This window comes from Jatrophihabitans sp. (genome assembly GCA_036399055.1).
Lineage (GTDB): Bacteria > Actinomycetota > Actinomycetes > Mycobacteriales > Jatrophihabitantaceae > Jatrophihabitans_A.
The window spans coordinates 108,187-126,559 of the sequence record DASWNX010000029.1 but is presented as its reverse complement, the minus strand read 5'-3'; the positions used below and the strand labels follow the sequence as shown (position 1 = coordinate 126,559).

At 64.6% G+C, this 18,373-nt stretch carries 11 protein-coding genes; all 11 read left to right on the top strand.

Annotation, left to right across the window (positions count from 1 at the left end; all coding sequences use genetic code 11):
* The first annotated feature begins 237 nt into the window (after positions 1–237).
* The 11 genes from VGB75_11730 (at position 238) to aepY (ending at position 18,363) form a co-directional block, all read left to right on the top strand.
* Complete coding sequence (locus VGB75_11730) at positions 238–2,856, top strand: hypothetical protein (protein HEY0167701.1); 2,619 nt, start codon at positions 238–240, stop codon at positions 2,854–2,856.
* 13 nt (positions 2,857–2,869) lie between these two features.
* Positions 2,870–3,412, top strand: a complete 543-nt coding sequence (locus VGB75_11725) for a hypothetical protein (protein ID HEY0167700.1) — start codon at positions 2,870–2,872, stop codon at positions 3,410–3,412.
* Between the two features lie 1,558 nt (positions 3,413–4,970).
* Positions 4,971–5,552 (top strand): hypothetical protein, encoded by a 582-nt coding sequence (locus tag VGB75_11720; GenBank protein HEY0167699.1) that lies wholly within the window; start codon positions 4,971–4,973, stop codon positions 5,550–5,552.
* Between the two features lie 877 nt (positions 5,553–6,429).
* Positions 6,430–7,431, top strand: coding sequence for a Fic family protein (locus tag VGB75_11715; GenBank protein HEY0167698.1), 1,002 nt, complete (start codon positions 6,430–6,432; stop codon positions 7,429–7,431).
* A gap of 1,000 nt (positions 7,432–8,431) precedes the next feature.
* Complete coding sequence (locus tag VGB75_11710) at positions 8,432–12,133, top strand: CHAT domain-containing protein (GenBank protein ID HEY0167697.1); 3,702 nt, start codon at positions 8,432–8,434, stop codon at positions 12,131–12,133.
* A 25-nt stretch (positions 12,134–12,158) separates the two neighbouring features.
* Positions 12,159–12,896, top strand: a complete 738-nt coding sequence (locus VGB75_11705; protein ID HEY0167696.1) for a hypothetical protein — start codon at positions 12,159–12,161, stop codon at positions 12,894–12,896.
* A 1,017-nt stretch (positions 12,897–13,913) separates the two neighbouring features.
* Positions 13,914–14,390, top strand: coding sequence for an NUDIX domain-containing protein (locus VGB75_11700; GenBank protein ID HEY0167695.1), 477 nt, complete (start codon positions 13,914–13,916; stop codon positions 14,388–14,390).
* A 223-nt stretch (positions 14,391–14,613) separates the two neighbouring features.
* Positions 14,614–15,321, top strand: coding sequence for a class I SAM-dependent methyltransferase (locus VGB75_11695; protein ID HEY0167694.1), 708 nt, complete (start codon positions 14,614–14,616; stop codon positions 15,319–15,321).
* Positions 15,322–15,423: 102 nt separating this feature from the next.
* Positions 15,424–16,320: a sulfotransferase domain-containing protein gene (locus tag VGB75_11690; GenBank protein HEY0167693.1), complete on the top strand. Its 897-nt coding sequence runs from the start codon at positions 15,424–15,426 to the stop codon at positions 16,318–16,320.
* A 13-nt stretch (positions 16,321–16,333) separates the two neighbouring features.
* Positions 16,334–17,224 carry an isocitrate lyase/phosphoenolpyruvate mutase family protein gene (locus VGB75_11685; GenBank protein ID HEY0167692.1) on the top strand — a complete coding sequence of 297 codons (891 nt, stop codon included), beginning with the start codon at positions 16,334–16,336 and terminating at the stop codon, positions 17,222–17,224.
* Positions 17,221–18,363 (top strand): phosphonopyruvate decarboxylase, encoded by a 1,143-nt coding sequence (gene aepY / locus VGB75_11680; GenBank protein HEY0167691.1) that lies wholly within the window; start codon positions 17,221–17,223, stop codon positions 18,361–18,363. Before VGB75_11685 ends, aepY begins: the two co-directional genes overlap by 4 nt.
* Positions 18,364–18,373 lie beyond the last annotated feature (10 nt).

Here is an 18,373-nt window from a genome sequence, read left to right as displayed (position 1 = left end):
TCTCCTAGGGAGCCGGCAGCCTGCACCCGGCTGCGCGGTTCGGGGAAGCCCGTTGGTGGGGGGAATCAGCTGTAGTCACCGTGGTAGAAGACGAAGTGCCTACCGGGTGTGTCCAGCCGATTGGTCCGAACTGTCGGCAGAGTTTCTGCAACGGTGTTAAGTTGCCGTTCTAACATTTGATGTCCATAAGCGCTGGCTGCCTGCGTGGTGGGACTGTCTGACTGCGGGGATCAGGGCTTGAAGCGTGGGTTCGGTGTGGTGCGAGCGGTCGTGGTTCTGAGCTTGGTGGCTGGTGTGGTGTCGACGGCGCAGCTGGCGGTATCGCCGGTGATCGGTCCGGCGCGGGCGGATGCCTCGACCGGGTCGGCTGGGCTGTTCGTGCCGGCGGTCGGGCGGCTACTCGACACTCGGAACGGCACCGGGGGGTACTCGACACCGATGCCGGCCGGGGGCGTGCGCGCGGTCACCGCGGCCGGCCGGGCTGGGATTCCGGCCAGCGGGGTCAGCGCGGTGGCGCTGACCTTGACCGCGGTGGGTGCGGGCAGCATTGGGGCGGTCAGCGTCGCGCCGGGTGACGTGACCACCCCGACCGGAGCGGCGCTGGTGTTCAACCCGGGTGACTCGGTGTCCAACACCGCCCTGGTGGCGCTGCACGCCGACGGCGCGCTGAGGGTGCTGGCCGATCACGCGGTGAACTTGATCATCGACGTGCAGGGCTACTTCACCGCAGGGACTGCGACGGCGCCCGGCGGCTTCGTCGCGGTGAGCCAGGCCCGGATCGCTGACACCCGCAGCGGCGCCGGGGTGCCGCTGGCCAAGGTCGGCACCGGCTCCTCGGTGATGGTGCAAGCCGGCGGCAGTGCCGGAGTGCCGGCCGGCGCCAGCGCCGTCTATGCCAACATCACGGTCCTCAACCCCACCGCCATCGGCTACCTGCGCGCCTACGCCGCCGACACAGCAGCGCCGACCACCGGCGCGCTCGACTTCGACGACTCGGCCACCGCCCAATCAGTGGCGATCCCGCTGTCGGGCGATGGGCGGTTCACGGTGCTGGTCGGGGCCGGCGGACCGGTCGACCTGACCATCGACATTCAGGGTTACTTCACCCCGGCCGCGGCGACCGGGGCGTTCACCCCAGCGGCGGTGCGCCTGCTCGACACCCGAGCCGTCCCGGTGCGCACCCTGGCCGGTAACTCGGTGACCAAGGTAAGCGTGGCCGGGGTGGCCGGCATCCCGGCCGTGGCAGACGGGCTGGGCGCGGTGGCGCTGAACCTGCGCACCGTCCAACCCGCGACCGGAGCGGCCAGCGGCTACCTGCGGCTGTGGCCGGCCGACCAACCCGAACCGGCCACCTCGAATATCAACTACACCACCCAGAACGTCTACCGCACCGACTTGGCCATCATCGCCCCCGCCGCTGACGGCACTGTCAACATCCGCAACGGCGGGCCAGGCCCGGTCGACCTCGTTCTCGACGTCGAAGGCTGGTTTTCCTACTCTCCCGGTCCGAAGCCGAACGCCGCGGATGCACTGGAATCCGACCATGGCCCGATTCTGACGCCGACCGAGCCGGACGCCGTCCCCGGCACCGAGTTGAGCCAGCTCGCCAGCGGCGTGTTCACCAACCCGTCCGGTCAGCCGGTGGCGAACATACCGGTGACGATCAGCGTGCCGGAGACGTCAACTACCGCCGATGGCAGCGAGTCGGAGCGAACTGTCCTTGCGACCGTCAGGACCGACGCCGAAGGAGCCTGGTCCTACACGCCACCGGCGACGCTGCCAAGCGCTGTGCAGGCCGTGGCCGACGCTAACAGCGGTGTCCTCAATCTGGAGGCGGTCGCTATGGGGACTGCCCCAGACGGCACGATGTTGAGCGCCACGGCTGGCGCGCCAGTCGATGTGTCCACCAGCGAGGGCAGCACACCAGAGGCGGTCGACGCGAGTGGCGTCAGCGCGCCGCAACCGGTGGCCATGCACGTCATGCCGAACTCTGACACCACCGCCGCCGCGCCGACGGAGGCTGAAGCGGCCGAGTCCGACGCCTCCGTCGCCCAAGCCAGCGGCGTCTCCTACCGCCCGCCGACCTGGCAGACCAACAACGCGCCCAGCGACGCGGCGTACAACCCGGACCTGGTCGCTGGGGTCGACTACAGCACTGCCTCGGTCACGGCGGTGTCCTCCTATTACCCCTACCCTCCGTGCCGAATCTATGACAGCGTCAGCAAGACGACCGTCGCCTACACCACCGTCGGTGAGGCGCACGCCTACTGGGACACCAAAGCCAGCTTCCGGTTCAACTCAACCCTGTCGAACAACTTCAAGATCGAAGTCAGCGTCGACGGCGTGCACTGGAAAGCCTCAAGCTATGTGAGGCTTGAGACGACGACTGGCCGGTCAACTGGTTTCAGCAACCAGGGCCCGTACTTCGGCCGGCAGTTCCAGGTGCCGATCAAATACCGCTGGATGAAGACCCGGTACTACTGCGACTACAACCCTTACGGCTTCACCACCTCGTATTCCATTCGGCCGGTGGGCTACTACATCCCGGCAGGCGGCTACGCTGGCCGGATGGGTAACAACGTCGCCAACAACGATGGCTTTGGCGGGTGGTACAGGTCCAATCCCGCTTACCGGGGACGCCTGCAGCCCAACACCTTCTTTGCCATCACCCGCGGCAAATCCATCACCTACGGCAGCGCGGCCACCGTCTGGGGAGTCGGCATCACAGCCGAAACCATCTACAACTCCAACCACGAGCAGCGGATTGACGCGGGCCGATCTCTTGCGGCCTCGCACGATATCTGGGGAGCGAAAGGCAGCTTGAACGGTGACCCGGGCACCATCTACTCCTGGTAGGAGCCCGCTGCTGGTGGCGTGCGTCCTCTTACTCGTCACCGCGGTGGTTGCCGCCGCGCTGGCCTACGCCTGGCGGCGGCCATCCGGCGAAGTGCAGCAAGGTCATGACTTGGCGGTCTACGGGCCGCAAAGCTCCGGCGTCATCGGCTTCAACGAGGTCAACGTCGGAACGACGTATCGGTTCGCCTTCCCAGTGCCACGCAACAAGTCCCACCAGGTGGTCAAGCTGGTAGGGGCGGCGATCCAGACGACGCCGCCAGGTGTACAGGTCGTTGGATACCCCATGTATTCGCTGCAAGAGGTTGGCAACTATCTGCTGAACTATGATGATTCAGTCACCGAAACCCGGACTCCGTTGCTTGATAAAAAAGATTATTCTCCAGACGGCATCACTATCGCGCCGCGCAGCGACAGCGATTACTTCGTGATGGTCGCCGTCAAGGTCGTCGGACCAGTCACGGAGGTGCTGAGCGGCTGTACCTTCGACTACACGGTCGGCTCTCGTAAGTACCATCAATCGTTCCCATGCGAGTTCCAGCTTGGGGATAGCCGGTAAGTAGCCCGGCTATCTATGGTCCATCTGGGGTTTTGGTTAGCAGCGTTCTCGGCATAGCGCGCCGGTAAAGCAGCCGGCCGTCAAGAATCAGCCTCTCGGCTTGGTGCCGGATTTTGGCTTGATCCCAGAGTATTGAGCCGGATCTCTACATCCAGTAGCGCTGTGAACTGATGAGCGACGAGCAGGACGCGACCGATCCGCAGACCGCCTACGACGACACGCTTGAGCGTTATGAGCTGGCCTTCGGCGAGCCGACGTCGGAGGCTTGAGCCGGGATGGCCGCCAAGTGCCGTACCAAGTGCAAGCCTATGAAGTGTAAGTGAGCCTGGCCTCTGTCCAGCTGTAAATAAGCGAACCGGGGGCACGCTGGCCGAATGTCGATAGGCCTAAGATCACGCCTTGATCGACTTTCCCTGCCCGCGCGGCGGTTACCAGGTTGAGATCCAGCTAGTTAACGCACGCACACAAGTGTGGCGATGGTGTCCAGGCTGCCGTGCTCAGATCCGGTTGTTGGACAACAGTGGAAGCGACGTTATGTCGTGTGGACGGCCGCGTGTTGAGCGGGGAGGGCAGTTAAAGCGCGCCGGGAAGGATACAGGGATGAATGCGGCTGCCCGGGTCGCTGCCTTACAGACGAGGATTCGGCGAGTAAAGGACGGACGGCTCTCCCGGAATCGCTGCTATCTGGCGGGTGCGCACAAGGGTGAGCCCGTAAGACCTCATAATCCCTGGGTCGTGGGTTCGAGCCCCACCCGCCCCACTTTTATCAAGTCACATGAGGAAAGTCTCGATCGGCTAATAGCGGCGAGGCGATGCTCCGGTCGGCTAGAGCCGGGTGAACAGGTGCACTTCATGCGCACAACGGTCCAACAGCGAAGTATTCGATGTCTCACGATGCGGGACTCACCGGTACTTGCGTTCCTCCCAGACATTCGCGCAGCAGGGCGTGGAACTGTCCGGCGTCGGCTAGCCCGGTGGACTGCGAGACGCGTGCGGCCATCCCTGCGCGGACAGGGGGCGGGGCGGCTCGAACCGCGAACCCAGCGCGGGTATGGCAGCAGCAGGCGGGATCAGCGCTCTGTCGACAAGGTGGGCGCATGCCAGGCCGCTTGCAAACCACCTTCTAAGGTCAAGCGTCATCAATGACCGATGGGATGGTGATCTTCATTTGAGCCGCGAGGGTGGCGACTGCAGTAGCGAGCCCGGCGGCCAGGTTTGCCTCATGGACTCGAGGTTCGGGAAATGAGCGGATCACCTCGAGTGTGCTTGCCTGTCTTCGGAGGTCGACTCGGCCCGACATGCGGCCGTCTGTGTCCCGGCGCCGCAGTGCCTGCCAGACCGGTTCCGACGCCTCTCCCATCCGTTCGGCCGAGCGGCTACGAACTCCGAGTAGACCAGCGAGATCGTCTCCTGGCCCACAACTCAGGAGCTTCAGATGCAGCGAAACACGGCGACTCTCCTCGGCACTTCGGTTCTCGCGATGGTCGCGGCGGCCTCCCTCGGGGCCGGTGCAGCCTCAGCTCACCCACAACCGGCCGGCGAAGGCGCCGGCAGGACTGTGACGCTTGAAGCGCAGCTGGACCAGCTCAACGGCTCCGGCGCGTCCGGCACCGCCACCGCCACGGTCCGCAACCAGAAGATCCAGCACGTGGCCGTGCACGCCAAAGGCCTGACTCCCGACGCCCCGCACGCCCAACACATCCACTACGGCGAGCAGGCTCTCAACGAGTGCCCGACACTGGCACAGGACAGCAACGACGACGGGCGCGTGAACACCGTCGAAGGCGTGCCGGCATACGGACCGGTCGTCGTGTCCCTCACCACCAGCGGTGACACCACCCCCGCAAGCTTCCTGGACGTCACCCGCTTCCCAGTCTCTGCCAACGGCTCGTACGACTACAGCCGCGCCAACCTCACGTTCACCCGCGTCGCGGGCACCGGCTACTCCGGTGGCGGCGGCACCGCCAAGCAGATCGCCGACGCCGTCCGCGACGGTGAGGGTGTCCTCGTCATCCACGGGGTGGACTACAACGGCAACGGCATCTACGACTTCGGCGCGGGTGCCAGCGAGCTCGACTCCAGCCTGCCCGCCGAGGCGACCGACCCGGCCGCCTGTGGCGTGCTCGCGGTCGTCAAGTGATCCCCGCTTTCTGCGAAGCCTGACGATAAAGGGGAGCACTCGCACGCACTGGCCACGGTCCCGGCCTGCGTTCTTCGTCGTGGGTCGTGGCGTGCGGCACTGTCGCCACCGGGTGGACAGCAGCTTCGTGGACACCAGGCCGCAGGCGAGCCGAGTGCCCGGCCGGCCGGATTGGCGTCACCCGGATTGGGCTGGCGAGCGTGTCCGGACCGGGCTTGCTCGTCACGTGACTGGTGGAGCTGTTAGGGCCCGCCCGCTCAAAGACGTTATGTCGTGTGGATGGCTTCGTGTTGTTGAGCCGGCCGGGCAGCTGAAGTGCATCTGGCAGATACGGAGAGCAGGGGCTTCGGCATCGCCGACTTACAGACGAGGATTCGGCGAGTAAAGGACGAACGGCTCTCCCGGAACCTCTGCTCTCTGGCGGGTGCGCACAAGGGTGAGGCTGTTAAACCTCATAATCCCTGGGTCGTGGGTTCGAGCCCCACCCGCCCCACTTAGGCAAGTTGAATAAGGCGAATCCCGATCGGCCATTAGCGGCGAGACAGTGCTCCGGCCGACAGGAGCCGGTAAACCGGTGCGCCCTGTGCGCACAGCGATTCAACAGCGGAGTATTCGACTCTCATGGTGCGCCGAGTCTTGCCTCTAGTCCGGGCCTCCTCCTGAGAGCACTTCAGGTCGGGGCTGAGTGCCAGACGGGGCGGTGAAGGCGCCTGGGTTGGGCCTGCCCCTCCTAAAGAGACGCCTTTCATCAGCGTGACGATCCGAGGGACACTGACGACGAAATGTGTACGGTTCGCTTTCTGGCAGGGGAGTGCGACAACTTCAAAAGTGTTCGGTACATTTAGTTGGCCGATTACCGAACACTTTGGGAGTCCTTGTGCCACGTGGCCGCCCCTCCCGCCAGTCCGTCTACGCCCGGCTGGACGAAGCCATCGCTGATCTGAACCGCCGGCTCGGTGGCCTGCCGTCACCGGTCGAGGCCGAGGACATTTGGTCGGACCTTTGGCATCAGGAGGCTCACCACTCCACCGCCATCGAGGGCAACACGCTCGTGCTCAGCCAGGTGCGCAAGCTGCTCGACGAGGGTCGCGCAGTCGGTGACAAGGAGCTGCGCGAGTACATGGAGGTCATCGGATATGCCGACGCCGCTCAGTGGGTGTACGGACAAGGCGTGGCGCCAGGCGACTGGACGACCGGGCGGCTGTTGTCGCTGCAGGAGGTCAGGTCGGTGCACTACCGGGTCATGACCCCGGTGTGGAACGTCGCCCCGCACCCGCACGCCCACCCGTCCGAGAGTCCGGGCAACTGGCGCGAGCACGAGATCAAGCCGTTCCCGGAGGGGATGCAGCCGCCGCCGTTCACCGACATCGACGCACTCATGCGGGACTGGGTCAACTCCGTTGACGACCTCCGCAGCCCTCAGGAAGACGAGCCGTTTGCTGAACGACTCGCACGGGTGCATAACGCGTTCGAATGCATCCATCCCTTCCTGGACGGCAACGGCCGCACCGGCCGGTTGCTGCTCAACCTCGTCCTCGCCCGTCTGGGGTATCCGCCTGCGATCATCTTTAAGAACGAACGCACCAAGTACCTCACCGCGATGCGCAAGGCCGACAACGGACACTGCGGTCCGCTCGGCGAACATATCGCCCGCGCGGTGACGAGCAACCTGTACCGCTTCGTCGTGCCCGCTGTCCCCGGGCCTGCCCGGCTCGTGCCGCTAGCCAGCCTGGCCGACGAAAAGGCAGGGCTCAGCGCAGCCGCGCTGCGCGTCGCGGCTCACCGAGGCCGGTTGCGCGCGCAGAAGCAGCCTGATGGCACCTGGATGTCCTCGCGCAAGTGGGTGGCTGAGTACCAGGCGAACCGGTACCGGCGGTAAGCGCACCGGGGCCGCAGATCACCTGGCCCTACCCGCCTCACCTTTGCAGTGCCTATGGCGCCTCCCGGCCGGTCCACAACATGGGGCAGTCTCGTATAAAGGTCGAACCGCAACGTCGTCGGTCGGACTGGGATCGGGTTAACGTAATCGACGACCTTCTCATCGTGAAACCGGTTCATCGTGGCCGCGAATCGTGGCAATCCTTTGTCGGCTTCTCCACGGCGACGTCCTCAGGTCGGGCCCGGTTTCTGGACCAGGCACTCCACGACCCGCCCACCGCCGTGCTGCTGCGCGACCGCAGGGGCCGTGTTCGCCGGTCATCATCTTTTTAGGCGTTCTGGCATATTACTTGCTAACGATCCGAAACGTGATTTCGACTTGGCAATGGGGGAGTAAATGTGAGCTAGCACAATGCTCCGGGGTTTGTCGCTCAGTCGAACGTTCGCTGGGGACGGAAGCAGGCGCGGAAGCCCGTGTTGGCCTTTTTGCCATTATATGCGCGGCCCTTGGCTCGCTGGTCACGACGGCGACAGGAGCGATCCTAGGGAACTGGTTCGACGTTAACCAACTCGCTGACAGTCTGTCATCGAGTCCGTGAGCCGCCATTACCGCATAGGGCCTTGAGAGCTGCCAGGGTGTAGCGTGAAATGCCTCAACAGTTTCTTGGCAGAGATTTGTTATCGGTCGCTCTGAAGCCCGACGGTGTGCGTTTGCATAGTTTTTGCGTAGTTGCGGAGAACGATAATGGTTATTCGCGGTTTGGCGAATCGTATGACGACTAGTGCGCCCTTTGAGTTCGGTGGGCTCGCATCAATCGCCGGGTTAAAGATCATCACGGTCCAGCCGGTTCCACACGCGCTTGTATCAGGTTTGGTTTTGTCCCTCCTTCCAATCAAGCCATATCTTGATCGGTCCGATCTAAACCCTCTACTTTGGAAAATTGCCTTGTTACGGTCTGAGTGGTCTCGGAATGACGCAAAAGTGTGGAATAGAGCTGATCATGGGAAAGCCACTTTTTAGTCGGAGCGTCGCTGCATCGCTGCGGTTCGCGGCGACCGGAACTGAGAAAGATCTTGAGCGGGCCCGCAATCGCCTCAGGACAGCCTTGGCGGGGTCGGTCATGGACTCGTCGCTACGTTCTTCGCTGGTCATCACACTGGCTCTCGCGTTGCGGGACCGCGGGTTGAGCACGGGCAGCCGAGCAGACCTGAACGAGGCCGCCGCATTACTCGAGAGTGTGCAGGACACGGGTGCGCCTGCGTTCTTGAACCTGGCACTGGTGCTCCTCGATCTTCATGAACATCACATGGAGTCAACCCTGGATCGGGCAGTCGAGATTGCAGAGCAGGCGGTAGCGACAGCAGTCGATAAGGCGACGCGGGCAGTCTCGGAGGGGGTTCTGGGAAAGGCGCTCGCGGCGAGGTGCCGGCAGGCGCACAGTCCCGGTGCTCTCGACCGGGCCGTTGCAATGTTGACGAGCGCGTGCGGGACTCTCACCGACGACGAGTACGCAATCCCGCTCCGCATCGAGCTGGCCAACGCCCTTGTCTTGCGCTTCCGAGCGGATCCACGGCGGACGGGCGACCTCGACCTCGCCATCGAGCTGGACGACGCGACGATGCGACGACTGCCGGAAGACGCCGAGCCCTTGCCCGTCGTGTTGCAGAATCTCGGTGTAGGGCTCTGCGAGCGATGGCTGGTGACGAAGAACCCGGACGACCTCCGAGACGCCGCATTCCTGTTCAGGCGTGGGCTCGCAGCAGTGAAGACTGAGAGCCAACGTTGCGGCTTCATTGGCGGTCTCGGTCGTGTGCTACGGCTCCGTTACGACGCGGAAGGCAATGATGCGGACCTTACGGCGGCTCTCGAGCACCTCGAGGTGGCAGCCGCGGTTGAAGCGACTGAACAGTCCGAGCATCGGTTGGACTTGGCGCTGGCGCTGCATGATCGTTTCGCCAGAAGTGGCGATCAAGCAGATGTGGACCGTGCCTTCGCAATGATGGACGACGAGGTCCGTCATCTGGACCAGCTAGACCCTCGCCGCCCAGCTGTCCTTGTCGACTGGGCGGGCGTGCGGCTCACCCGTTATCGCCACGGAGGCGAACGCGCCGAACTCGACACTGCGATCGATGCGCTGGAGCAAGCACTCGCCGCTGTCCCTCCCGGTTCCCCAAGAGCGGTACCGGCTCTCTCCAACCTGGGTCTAGCCCTGCTTCTGCGCTATTCGACCGACGGGCAGTATCCCGACCTGGACCGCGCTACAAAGCTGCTCGGCGAGGTCGTGGCGTGTACACCGCCTGGGACCTACGAGAGTCGGCAGCAGAGAGGAAATTTGGCGAGCGCCTTCTCGCTGAATTTCCTGCAATGCGGTGCCCTGCGTTATCTGGACGACGCCATCACGATCTGGCGGAGCGCCGTGAAGGAGGCGCCAACGGGATCTGCGGAGTCCGCCGGCTGGCAGGTGAATCTTGCGGCCGGCCTGAGTGGCCGCTACGCCGCTACCGGTGACGTCAGTGACCTCGAAGCCGCCGTCGAGATGGCGCGGCACGCCGTCGCCGCCAGCGGCGACATCCCGACGAAACTTGGCGGGTCGCTTTCACAGCTTTCTGTCGTGTTGGCTGACCGTTTTGAGCGGACAGGTAGCCCGCGCGACCTTAAGGATGCGCTGTCGGCTGCGGAGCGGGCAGTTGAGATCACCCCCCACACCTCTCTCAACCGTGCTGTCACTCTGCACAATCTCGGTCGAACGCTCGGTTTGCGGTACAGAGCGACGAGTGAGCCGGAGGTGCTTGAGCGAGCTCTGACCTTGGCTCGGGGAGCAGTCGCCGCGACTCGTCCAGGCGGCCACGGCCGGACGACCTACTTGTCAAGCCTTGGGCTTAGGCACCTTCACCGTTATGGGCTCTTAAGCGACCCCGATGACCTCAGGCAGGCCATCGGACTTTTCGGACAGGCGCTCGAGGAGCCTCCGGCGACGCCGCTCGACCCTGGGATGCTGCTTTTCAACCTCGGCGTGGCACAGGAGGAGGGCTACAGATCCAGCCAACTGCTGGCGGACCTTGACCAGGCCGTTTCGACGTATACGCGATGCCTGGCAGCGATGCATGCCTCTTCACCCCTCCGCACCGATGTGCTGCTGGCGTTGGCGAAGGCTCTAAAGACCCGCTTCGCCCGGACGCAGATGTTGGGCGATTTGAAAGGGGCAATTGCCGCGCTTGAAGAGTTATGGCGGCTGCTCGACGAGGTGTTCGTCGCGACACCCGTCACTTACAAGATCGCACACGAGGCGGAGTGGGCTGGAACCGACGGATTGCTCGTCGACAGCTATCTGGAGTTGGCTGTCTTAGACCCTGCCGAAGCTGCAACTGCACGGCAGCGCGCGTTTGTCGTCGCGGAGGGACGTAAGTCCCGACTCCTGGCTGAGTCGGTGTCGCGAGGTGAAATCCCGCCTCCTAGCGGTGTTAGCCCGGAACTTCTGCAGCGCGAAGGGGTTCTGCTCAAGGAGCTGGCGACGATTGATGCCCTAGCCCTCACCGAGATCGGGCAAACGCTTACCTCCGAACGCGAAGGAAGTCGGGCGGCGCGCGCGAAGCACCGCGCTACTGTTCTGCAGGGCCTAAAGGAGATTCTGACCACGATCGCCTCACAAAGTCCGCGCGGCGCCGAGTATGCGGCGTTGCGGCGCGGCAACCGGTTGGCGTGGAACGACCTCACCGAACTATCTGAGCGGCTTTCCGTCAACACGGTCATACTGTCGCTCCATTTAGGCATCGACAAGACAGTCATGTTCGTGTTCAAGGCGGGCTGGCAGGCGCCGGTTGCTGTCGTAGAACACGTGACGTGCGCCCACTGGGAGGACGTGAGGGAGCGTTTCCTTCGCGAGGTCGTTGCCTTCGACGGCACCGGACGCCGGGGCGAGACTTGGCTGCGCATTCCATTGCGGCTGGTTCAGCAGGTCCGCACGCTCGCCGGCGACGCCAGCCGCGTCCTGCTGGCACCGGACGGCCTAGCCCACGCCCTGCCATGGATCGCAGTTCTCCGACGCGCTGGCTGGAAGGTAGCCGAGAATGGCGCACCCGCGCTGACGACGGTGCCAGCACTAGGGCTCGTTCGCTTCCTGGGGCGCGGCCGGGTGTCCTCGACGCAGGCACTCGTGGTCGGCGATCCCAGCGGCGACCTGCCGTGCGCGCGCACTGAGGCACGCGCCGTCGCGGCCCTGTTAGGTACGAAGCCTCTAGTCGGTTCCGCTGCCAGTTGCGAGGTGGTGGGTGCCCGCCTCAGGACCGCGGGTACCGTCCACCTCGCCGCCCACGCCATCTTCGATGAGCGGTCGCCCTTGGATTCTCACATCGTGCTCAGCAACGGAGTCCATTCCGCTCGTGCCGTCCTTGAGGGGCGGCTCAATGCCGACCTCGTGACGCTGTCGGCATGTCAGTCCGGCTTGTCCGGACCGCTAGCCGGCGAAGAACTGACGGGCCTGGCGCACGCCTTTCTGTATGCGGGAGCAAGGACGCTGCTGGTGAGCCTGTGGCAGGTCGACGACACGACGACCGAAATTCTGATGCTTAGCTTCTACACGGCCTGGCTCAGAACGGGTGACAGGAGTGCCGCTCTGCAGACGGCCATCGACGAGGTCCTGGCTGAGCCTGCTCATGACCACACCTACTTCTGGGGTGCTTTCACACTGATAGGAGCACCGTGAGGATGAGACGCATATGAGGATCCCGGTGCCCACCGACGTCACGAACGCCCTCTGGGAGGGCTCGCTGGAACTGCCCCCGGACCTAAATACACACCGCCTGCGCAACGTGCGCGGTGGGGCGACTTCGGAGGTCGCGCTCCCCAATCCGCGCCAGCTCCCCCACGCCAGCGTCGGAAGACCCGAGACGTGGCGCCTGCAGGACGTTTACCGTCGCGCAGAGATGCCCGCCACACTGATCAGCAAGCTAGACGAGGCCGATTTCTACCTCGTTCGATTCTCCTGCTCCTTCCGTCCGCGCAGCGATGACACAAGCATCGAGTGGGCGCGGTTCGTCGTCTCTCTCCTTGCCGACGATGGAGAAGCGGAGCAGCCCACCGTGGCGGACCTCCACCCGATGGAAGTTCACCACGAGATTAAGCGGCAATCCCGCGTCAGCCTCAGCCCGACACTGCACTTTTACAACGTTGAGGCAAGCCTCGGCGAGGCCGCCTTCGAACTGGAGTACGCCGAATTGCAGCCGATCGTCACAGCAGCCGGGGCCGGTGAGTCGACTGCGGACTGGAGCTACAACGAGGCCAAGGGCCTAAAGATCCGCGGGAGCAAGTGGATGCACATGCTGGTCCGCTCTCCCAAGTCCTCGGACTCATGCACCGCGAAGATTGATCTCGTCGGAGACCTGATGCACCATGGCTGGCGAATCCCTGTTGCGCGGCCGCGTCGCGTGCACGAGCGGGTGGACCAGCTCGTTGTGCGGCTTTGGTAACGAAGTCTTCGACCCCTGAATGCACGTCACCTAAGAAGGGCTGCTGCGGCAGCCCTCGTCCTGCGAGGACGCCGGGCCACGTGGCCATGTACTTGATGCTGGCCAGCGACGCAGTCGCAGTCGGCCTCTGAAGGCAGGGCCGCACGCCGCCGGGCCGTTGCGCCGGACCGTGTCAGCAGACGCCGGGATGCCGGTGGAGCTGGTAGCGATAGGTGTGACGCCTCCCGCGCGGGCGGAGGTCTATGTCGCCAGTTCGCGCAGCGGGTCGGCCTCGCGCGGCGCACGGTGTGTGGCGCTGCCGCGCAGGTTCGTCGCCGACGTCATCACAGCCTGACCGATTTGCTGGGGCATGACTGGCATCGACGCCTGTGCGACGCCTGCGTCGAGACCGTCGGTGGTGCCGCGTCGGCCCGGGGCATCGTCCGACTGCGGCGCAGGCCGAAAAGTACGCACGAGACAAGGCTGCGGCCAGTGGGTCGAGGGTGGATCGTGCCCCCAGCACCACGGCTTCCCTGGTCCCTATGCTCGCGCCAATCACGTCGTCGGGACCGCTGACCAGGGTGGAGATCAGCCCGGACCTGAATGCTCGGTCAACTACGCAGGCGACAGCTTCGGCGAGTTCTACGGCGACACGCCTGCGGCACTTCCTGCCCGTCGGAGGAGTCCTACACGGCCCGGCCAACATCTTCTAGCCCGACCGCGAGCAACACGTAGTTCCGCCATCCGTTCGTCGAAAAATTTTTTAAGAACCCATCATCGATGGAGGGTGCCCCCAAAACATTTTGTCTGTCCCCCCGCTTGTCGACCGGGTTCAGGGGTTAAGCCCGCTGCGTAGTCGGTGGTGTTGAATTCTTACATTTTCTACATAAGCCGCCCCGGGTGTGGCGGAGTTGTAAAGCCACGGGAAGGTTCATCGCTTGGGGGTTTAGCAGCTCGCTCTGTCGTCGCCGTTGCCGCGCCCTATTAGGCTGCGAGCCTTTATGCGGATCAATTGTTCGGTGCTGTTACGGTCAAGTCATGCCTGATGTGCGAAAGGCGGTTCGGGTCGTGCTGATCGAACCGGCGGATCGGGTGCTGTTGCTATGGCACTCCCGACCACACGACGACGACCACTGGGCACCGCCAGGTGGCGGCGTGGAGCCCGGAGAGGATCTTCACCAAACGGCCTGCCGCGAACTGCGGGAGGAGATCGGGCTCACCGACATCGTGCTGCGGCGTCCGGTCTGGACTTGGCTGCATCGCTTCTCCTACAACGGAACGCCCACGTTGCAACACGAAACCATCTACGCGGTTCGGCTCGCTCGCGCGGTGGAGCCGAGGGGCGCCCCCGGCGAACTCGTCGCCGACGGGATCGTCTCGGCCCGATGGTGGTCACTGCGCGACCTCGCTCGGTGCCGCGACGACGTCTGGCCGCATGGCTTGGTCGCCCTTCTGCCTCAGCTCCTCCGGGGTGATCTCGACCCCGAACAGCCGGCCGACCTCGGTTACGAATAAGCCGATGATTGACACAGGCTGTTACGGAGCCGGAATAATGGCGGAGGCCTTCCCATTAACGATCTGATTTCCTATGCTTGTTTCGCGTCATCACAGTCGCCGACCCAGCAAGGGAAGCGATTCGCACGGAAGGATCACCGTGCCAACAGATGCGATGAGGCGAGGCGACTTCACTGGTCTCGCAGAGGACTATTCGAGATACCGAACCGGCTACGCGCCTTCTGTGCTGGCGGCACTGTTGGGGTTGTTTAGCCGGCCGCCAGCGGAACTTGACGCCGTCGACGTCGGCGCCGGCACGGGAATCTGGACACGGTGTCTCGCTGACGCGGGCTTTCGGTCGGTCACCGCGGTCGAGCCTAATGCGGACATGCGCCGGGCAGGAATCCGCGACTCCGTCGGCAGGTCCATCGTGTGGCGGGAAGGATCCGGAGAACACACGGGGCTGCCCGACGTGTCAGCCGACGTGCTGTGTATGGCCTCGTCCTTCCACTGGGTTGACTTGGGCTTGGGCCTGCGTGAGTTTCACCGGGTACTGCGGCCTGACGGTTGGTTCGTAGCCTTGTGGAGTACCCGGCTGCTCGAATGCACTCCTGTTCTGCAGGCCCTGGAAGACGAACTCAGGAATCTGCAACCGGATCTACGGCGTTCGGCTTTCGGGCCCGCTAGTCGCACGGATGGATTGACTGACCGGCTCGCGGACGCATCAGGTTTCGACGACGTGATCGCACTCGAAGGACGCCACACCACCCTGCAGAGCCCAGATCACTATCTGGGCAACTGGCGTTCGACAAACGATGTCCGCCATCGGATGGGCGAGGCGAAGTTCGCCGCGTTCCTCCAGCGAGCCGAGACCAGGCTGGCCGGGTTCGACAGCCTTGAGGTCACCTATGCGACTCGTGCCTGGGCCGTGCGCAGAACTGCTGCTGACTGACCCACTGGCACGCTCACTCTTCTCGAGTGATCCCTACCCGAGAGAGATCTTCACCAACCCCTTGAGCTAACCACCCTCAAGTCTGATCGGGAGGTTACGTCCATGCTGGACCGTCCCCACACTCGCGATCCACGGGTCAGCTCGCTCTACGCACGTAACGTCGCCAGAACCGGCCCGCGGGACATCGTGGTCGCTGGATACGGAGGCGCAGGCCAGTCGATCGTCGCCAACACGCTGCTTGAACTCGACCTGAACTACGTGGACCCGTACACCGAGATCGTCCATGAGGACGGATCGTCGACGCCGGTGCCCGAACACGCTGGCTTCCGTGGTCGGATGGCTGCGGTGAGCCAACGGGATGGGCGGAACTCCTGCGCGTCGGCTTCATGCTGGCCACGGTTCTTCAAGAGCCACCTTCCGCCTGAGATATTCACCGGCCGGCCGTTGGCCGGCGTCTGGCTCATCGTGCGCGATCCGCGGGATGCTCTGTACTCCTGGTATCGCTGGCGCGTCGCGTTCGGCGAGGAGCCGTGGGATCGGGTAGATGCTGATTGGGCCGAATGGCTCGCCGCACCAGATTACGCCGGTCGTCGGCCGGTCGAGGACTGGACCTATTTCTACGCCACTTGGCTGGACTGGGCGGCCGTACACCCGAGATGGGCCTGTACCCGGTTCGAAGACATCAAGGCCAACCCGGTGCTGACATTCAAAGCTGCCTTGCGTGCGCTTGGGATTCCGGTCGACGAGGCGCGGCTGGCCGAGGCCGTCGAGGCGAGCAGTTTCGAGGCGATGCGTTCGCACGAGGACCAGGCGGCCGGACAGGAGCCACACTCGGAGCAGTCCCGAATGATGCGCCGGGGCAAGGTCAATGAGTGGCTTGAGTGGATGACGCCTCAACTGGCGGCCCACTTCACGGCCCCCGATCTGGTCAAGGTCGCGCATCGTCTCGGCTACCGACTTGCCAGCAGCCCGGCGAATGATCCGCTGTCCACGATGTGATTTGGAGTCAGGCATGCAGCGACCAACCCGAGACCTCGCTGGACTGGGTTCGACCACTGTCCCGTACATCACCGAGCTTTACGCGACCAAACATCCGGTCCGAGCGGTCGGGGCGCACAACGCCTTGGGGGCTGCGCTGATCGAGATCGCCGGCTTGGACGCCGTCTGGGCGTCGAGCTTCGAGATCTCCGCCGCCCGGTGTCTGCCGGATGCCAGCCTACTGACGATGACCGACTACCTGGAGGCGACGGCCCAGATGCGGCGGGCGTGCGGACTGCCCATCGTGGCCGACGTGGACACCGGCTTTGGCGGCGCCATGAATGTCGTGCACATGGTCCGTGAGTACGAGCGCGAAGGCATCGGCGCGGTATGCATGGAGGACAAGGTCTTTCCCAAGATGAACAGCTTCGTAGCGGCAGAGCACTGTCTGCTTCCGGTCGAGGAGTTCTGCCACAAGATCGAGGTGGCGAAGGCGGCCCAGGCCAGCCCGGATTTCCACATCATCGCCCGGACCGAAGCGCTCATCAGCGGGCTGGGCGTCGACGCCGCACTGGAACGCTGCCACGCCTACGCCGATGCCGGCGCCGACTCGGTGCTGGTGCATTCGAAGCAGAAGTCCAACGCGCAGGTCCTGGAGTTCCTGGCCGCCTGGCAGAGCCGTCGGCCGGCGGTGGTGGTACCGACCACCTATCCGGACTGGCAAGCGGCCGACGCCTATGCTGCCGGCGTCTCGATGGTGATCTATGCCAACCAGGGCCTGCGGGCGGCGATCCAGTCGATGTCCTCGACGTTGCGGACGATCCAGCGCGAGGGCAGCACCTGCTCGGTCGAGGATCGCATCGCCACGATAGGCGAGGTGTTCGAACTCCAACGGCTGCGCCAATGGATCGAGGCGTCCGAATGATCAAGACCGCCCGACTGCTGGAGGCGCTGGAGAGCTACGACTTCGGGTTCTTCACCGGCGTGCCATGCTCCTATCTGGGCGGCCCGATCGCCGCCTTGACCCGCGCCGGCCGTTACCTGCCTGCCGCCAACGAGGGAGCGGCGGTGGCCATGGCCGCGGGAGCGTGCACATCCGGTCGCCGCCCGGTCGTCTTCGCGCAGAACTCCGGTTTCGGTAATCTGGTCAACCCGCTTACCTCGTTACTCCTGCCGTACCGCCTGCCGGTGCTCATTGTCATGAGCCTTCGCGGCTGGCCGGATCCGCTGGGTGACGAGCCGCAGCACGCGGTGATGGGTGCGACCACACATGCGCTGCTGGACACGCTGGGCATTCGGCACTGGACGCTGACCGCGGAGTCAATCGAAGCCGACCTGCGTCCCGTGCTGGCTGGCGCCGACGCCGAACTGCGGGCCGGCAGGCCTGCCTTTCTCCTGGTGGGAAAGGGATGCTTCGAGCCGGCCACGACCGCTGGCCGGACCGTAGGCCGGGTCGATCAGCTGCCGTCCAACCGTCACCGGCGGCCCAGCTCTGCCGAAACGATCAGCGCTGGCCTGGCGCGCTTCCCCGACTCCCTTGTCGTGTCCACCACCGGCTACATCTCGCGTGGGCTCTTCGCGGTGCACGACTCACCGAGTGCCTTCTACATGCAAGGCTCAATGGGCCACGCCTCGGCCTTCGCCTTGGGCGTCGCGCTGGCCATCCACGACGAGCGCACGGTACTGCTGCTCGACGGTGACGGGGCGGCGCTGATGCACCTTGGCAGCATGGCAAGTGTGGCCGTGGCCGCCCCGCGATCCTTGGTGCACCTACTAATCGACAATGGGACGTACGAGTCGACCGGCGGTCAGCCGACCAGCTTGCGATCGATCGACTTCGACAAGGTCGGCGCGGCGTTGGGGTACGCCTATGTCGCTCGTTGCGAGGATGTGGCTGCCCTCGACGAGGCTCTTCACCGCGCAGCCAGCCGACCCGGACCGGCCCTGATCGTGGTGCGAACGACAGTTGACGCCGCGCCGCTGCCACCTCGCGCCACCTCGTCGGTGACGGCGCCGGAGATCGCGGCACGGTTCGCCCTCCAGGCATGCGGGGCGCGCGCGTGAGTACCAGTGC

What these genes read in the sequence shown, in the direction of transcription:
- VGB75_11690 (HEY0167693.1), top strand. Translation starts at nt 15,424, where the DNA reads ATGCTGGACCGTCCCCACACTCGCGATCCACGGGTCAGCTCGCTCTAC.
- aepY (HEY0167691.1), top strand. Translation starts at nt 17,221, where the DNA reads ATGATCAAGACCGCCCGACTGCTGGAGGCGCTGGAGAGCTACGACTTC.
- VGB75_11685 (HEY0167692.1), top strand. Translation starts at nt 16,334, where the DNA reads ATGCAGCGACCAACCCGAGACCTCGCTGGACTGGGTTCGACCACTGTC.
- VGB75_11710 (HEY0167697.1), top strand. Translation starts at nt 8,432, where the DNA reads ATGGGAAAGCCACTTTTTAGTCGGAGCGTCGCTGCATCGCTGCGGTTC.
- VGB75_11700 (HEY0167695.1), top strand. Translation starts at nt 13,914, where the DNA reads ATGCCTGATGTGCGAAAGGCGGTTCGGGTCGTGCTGATCGAACCGGCG.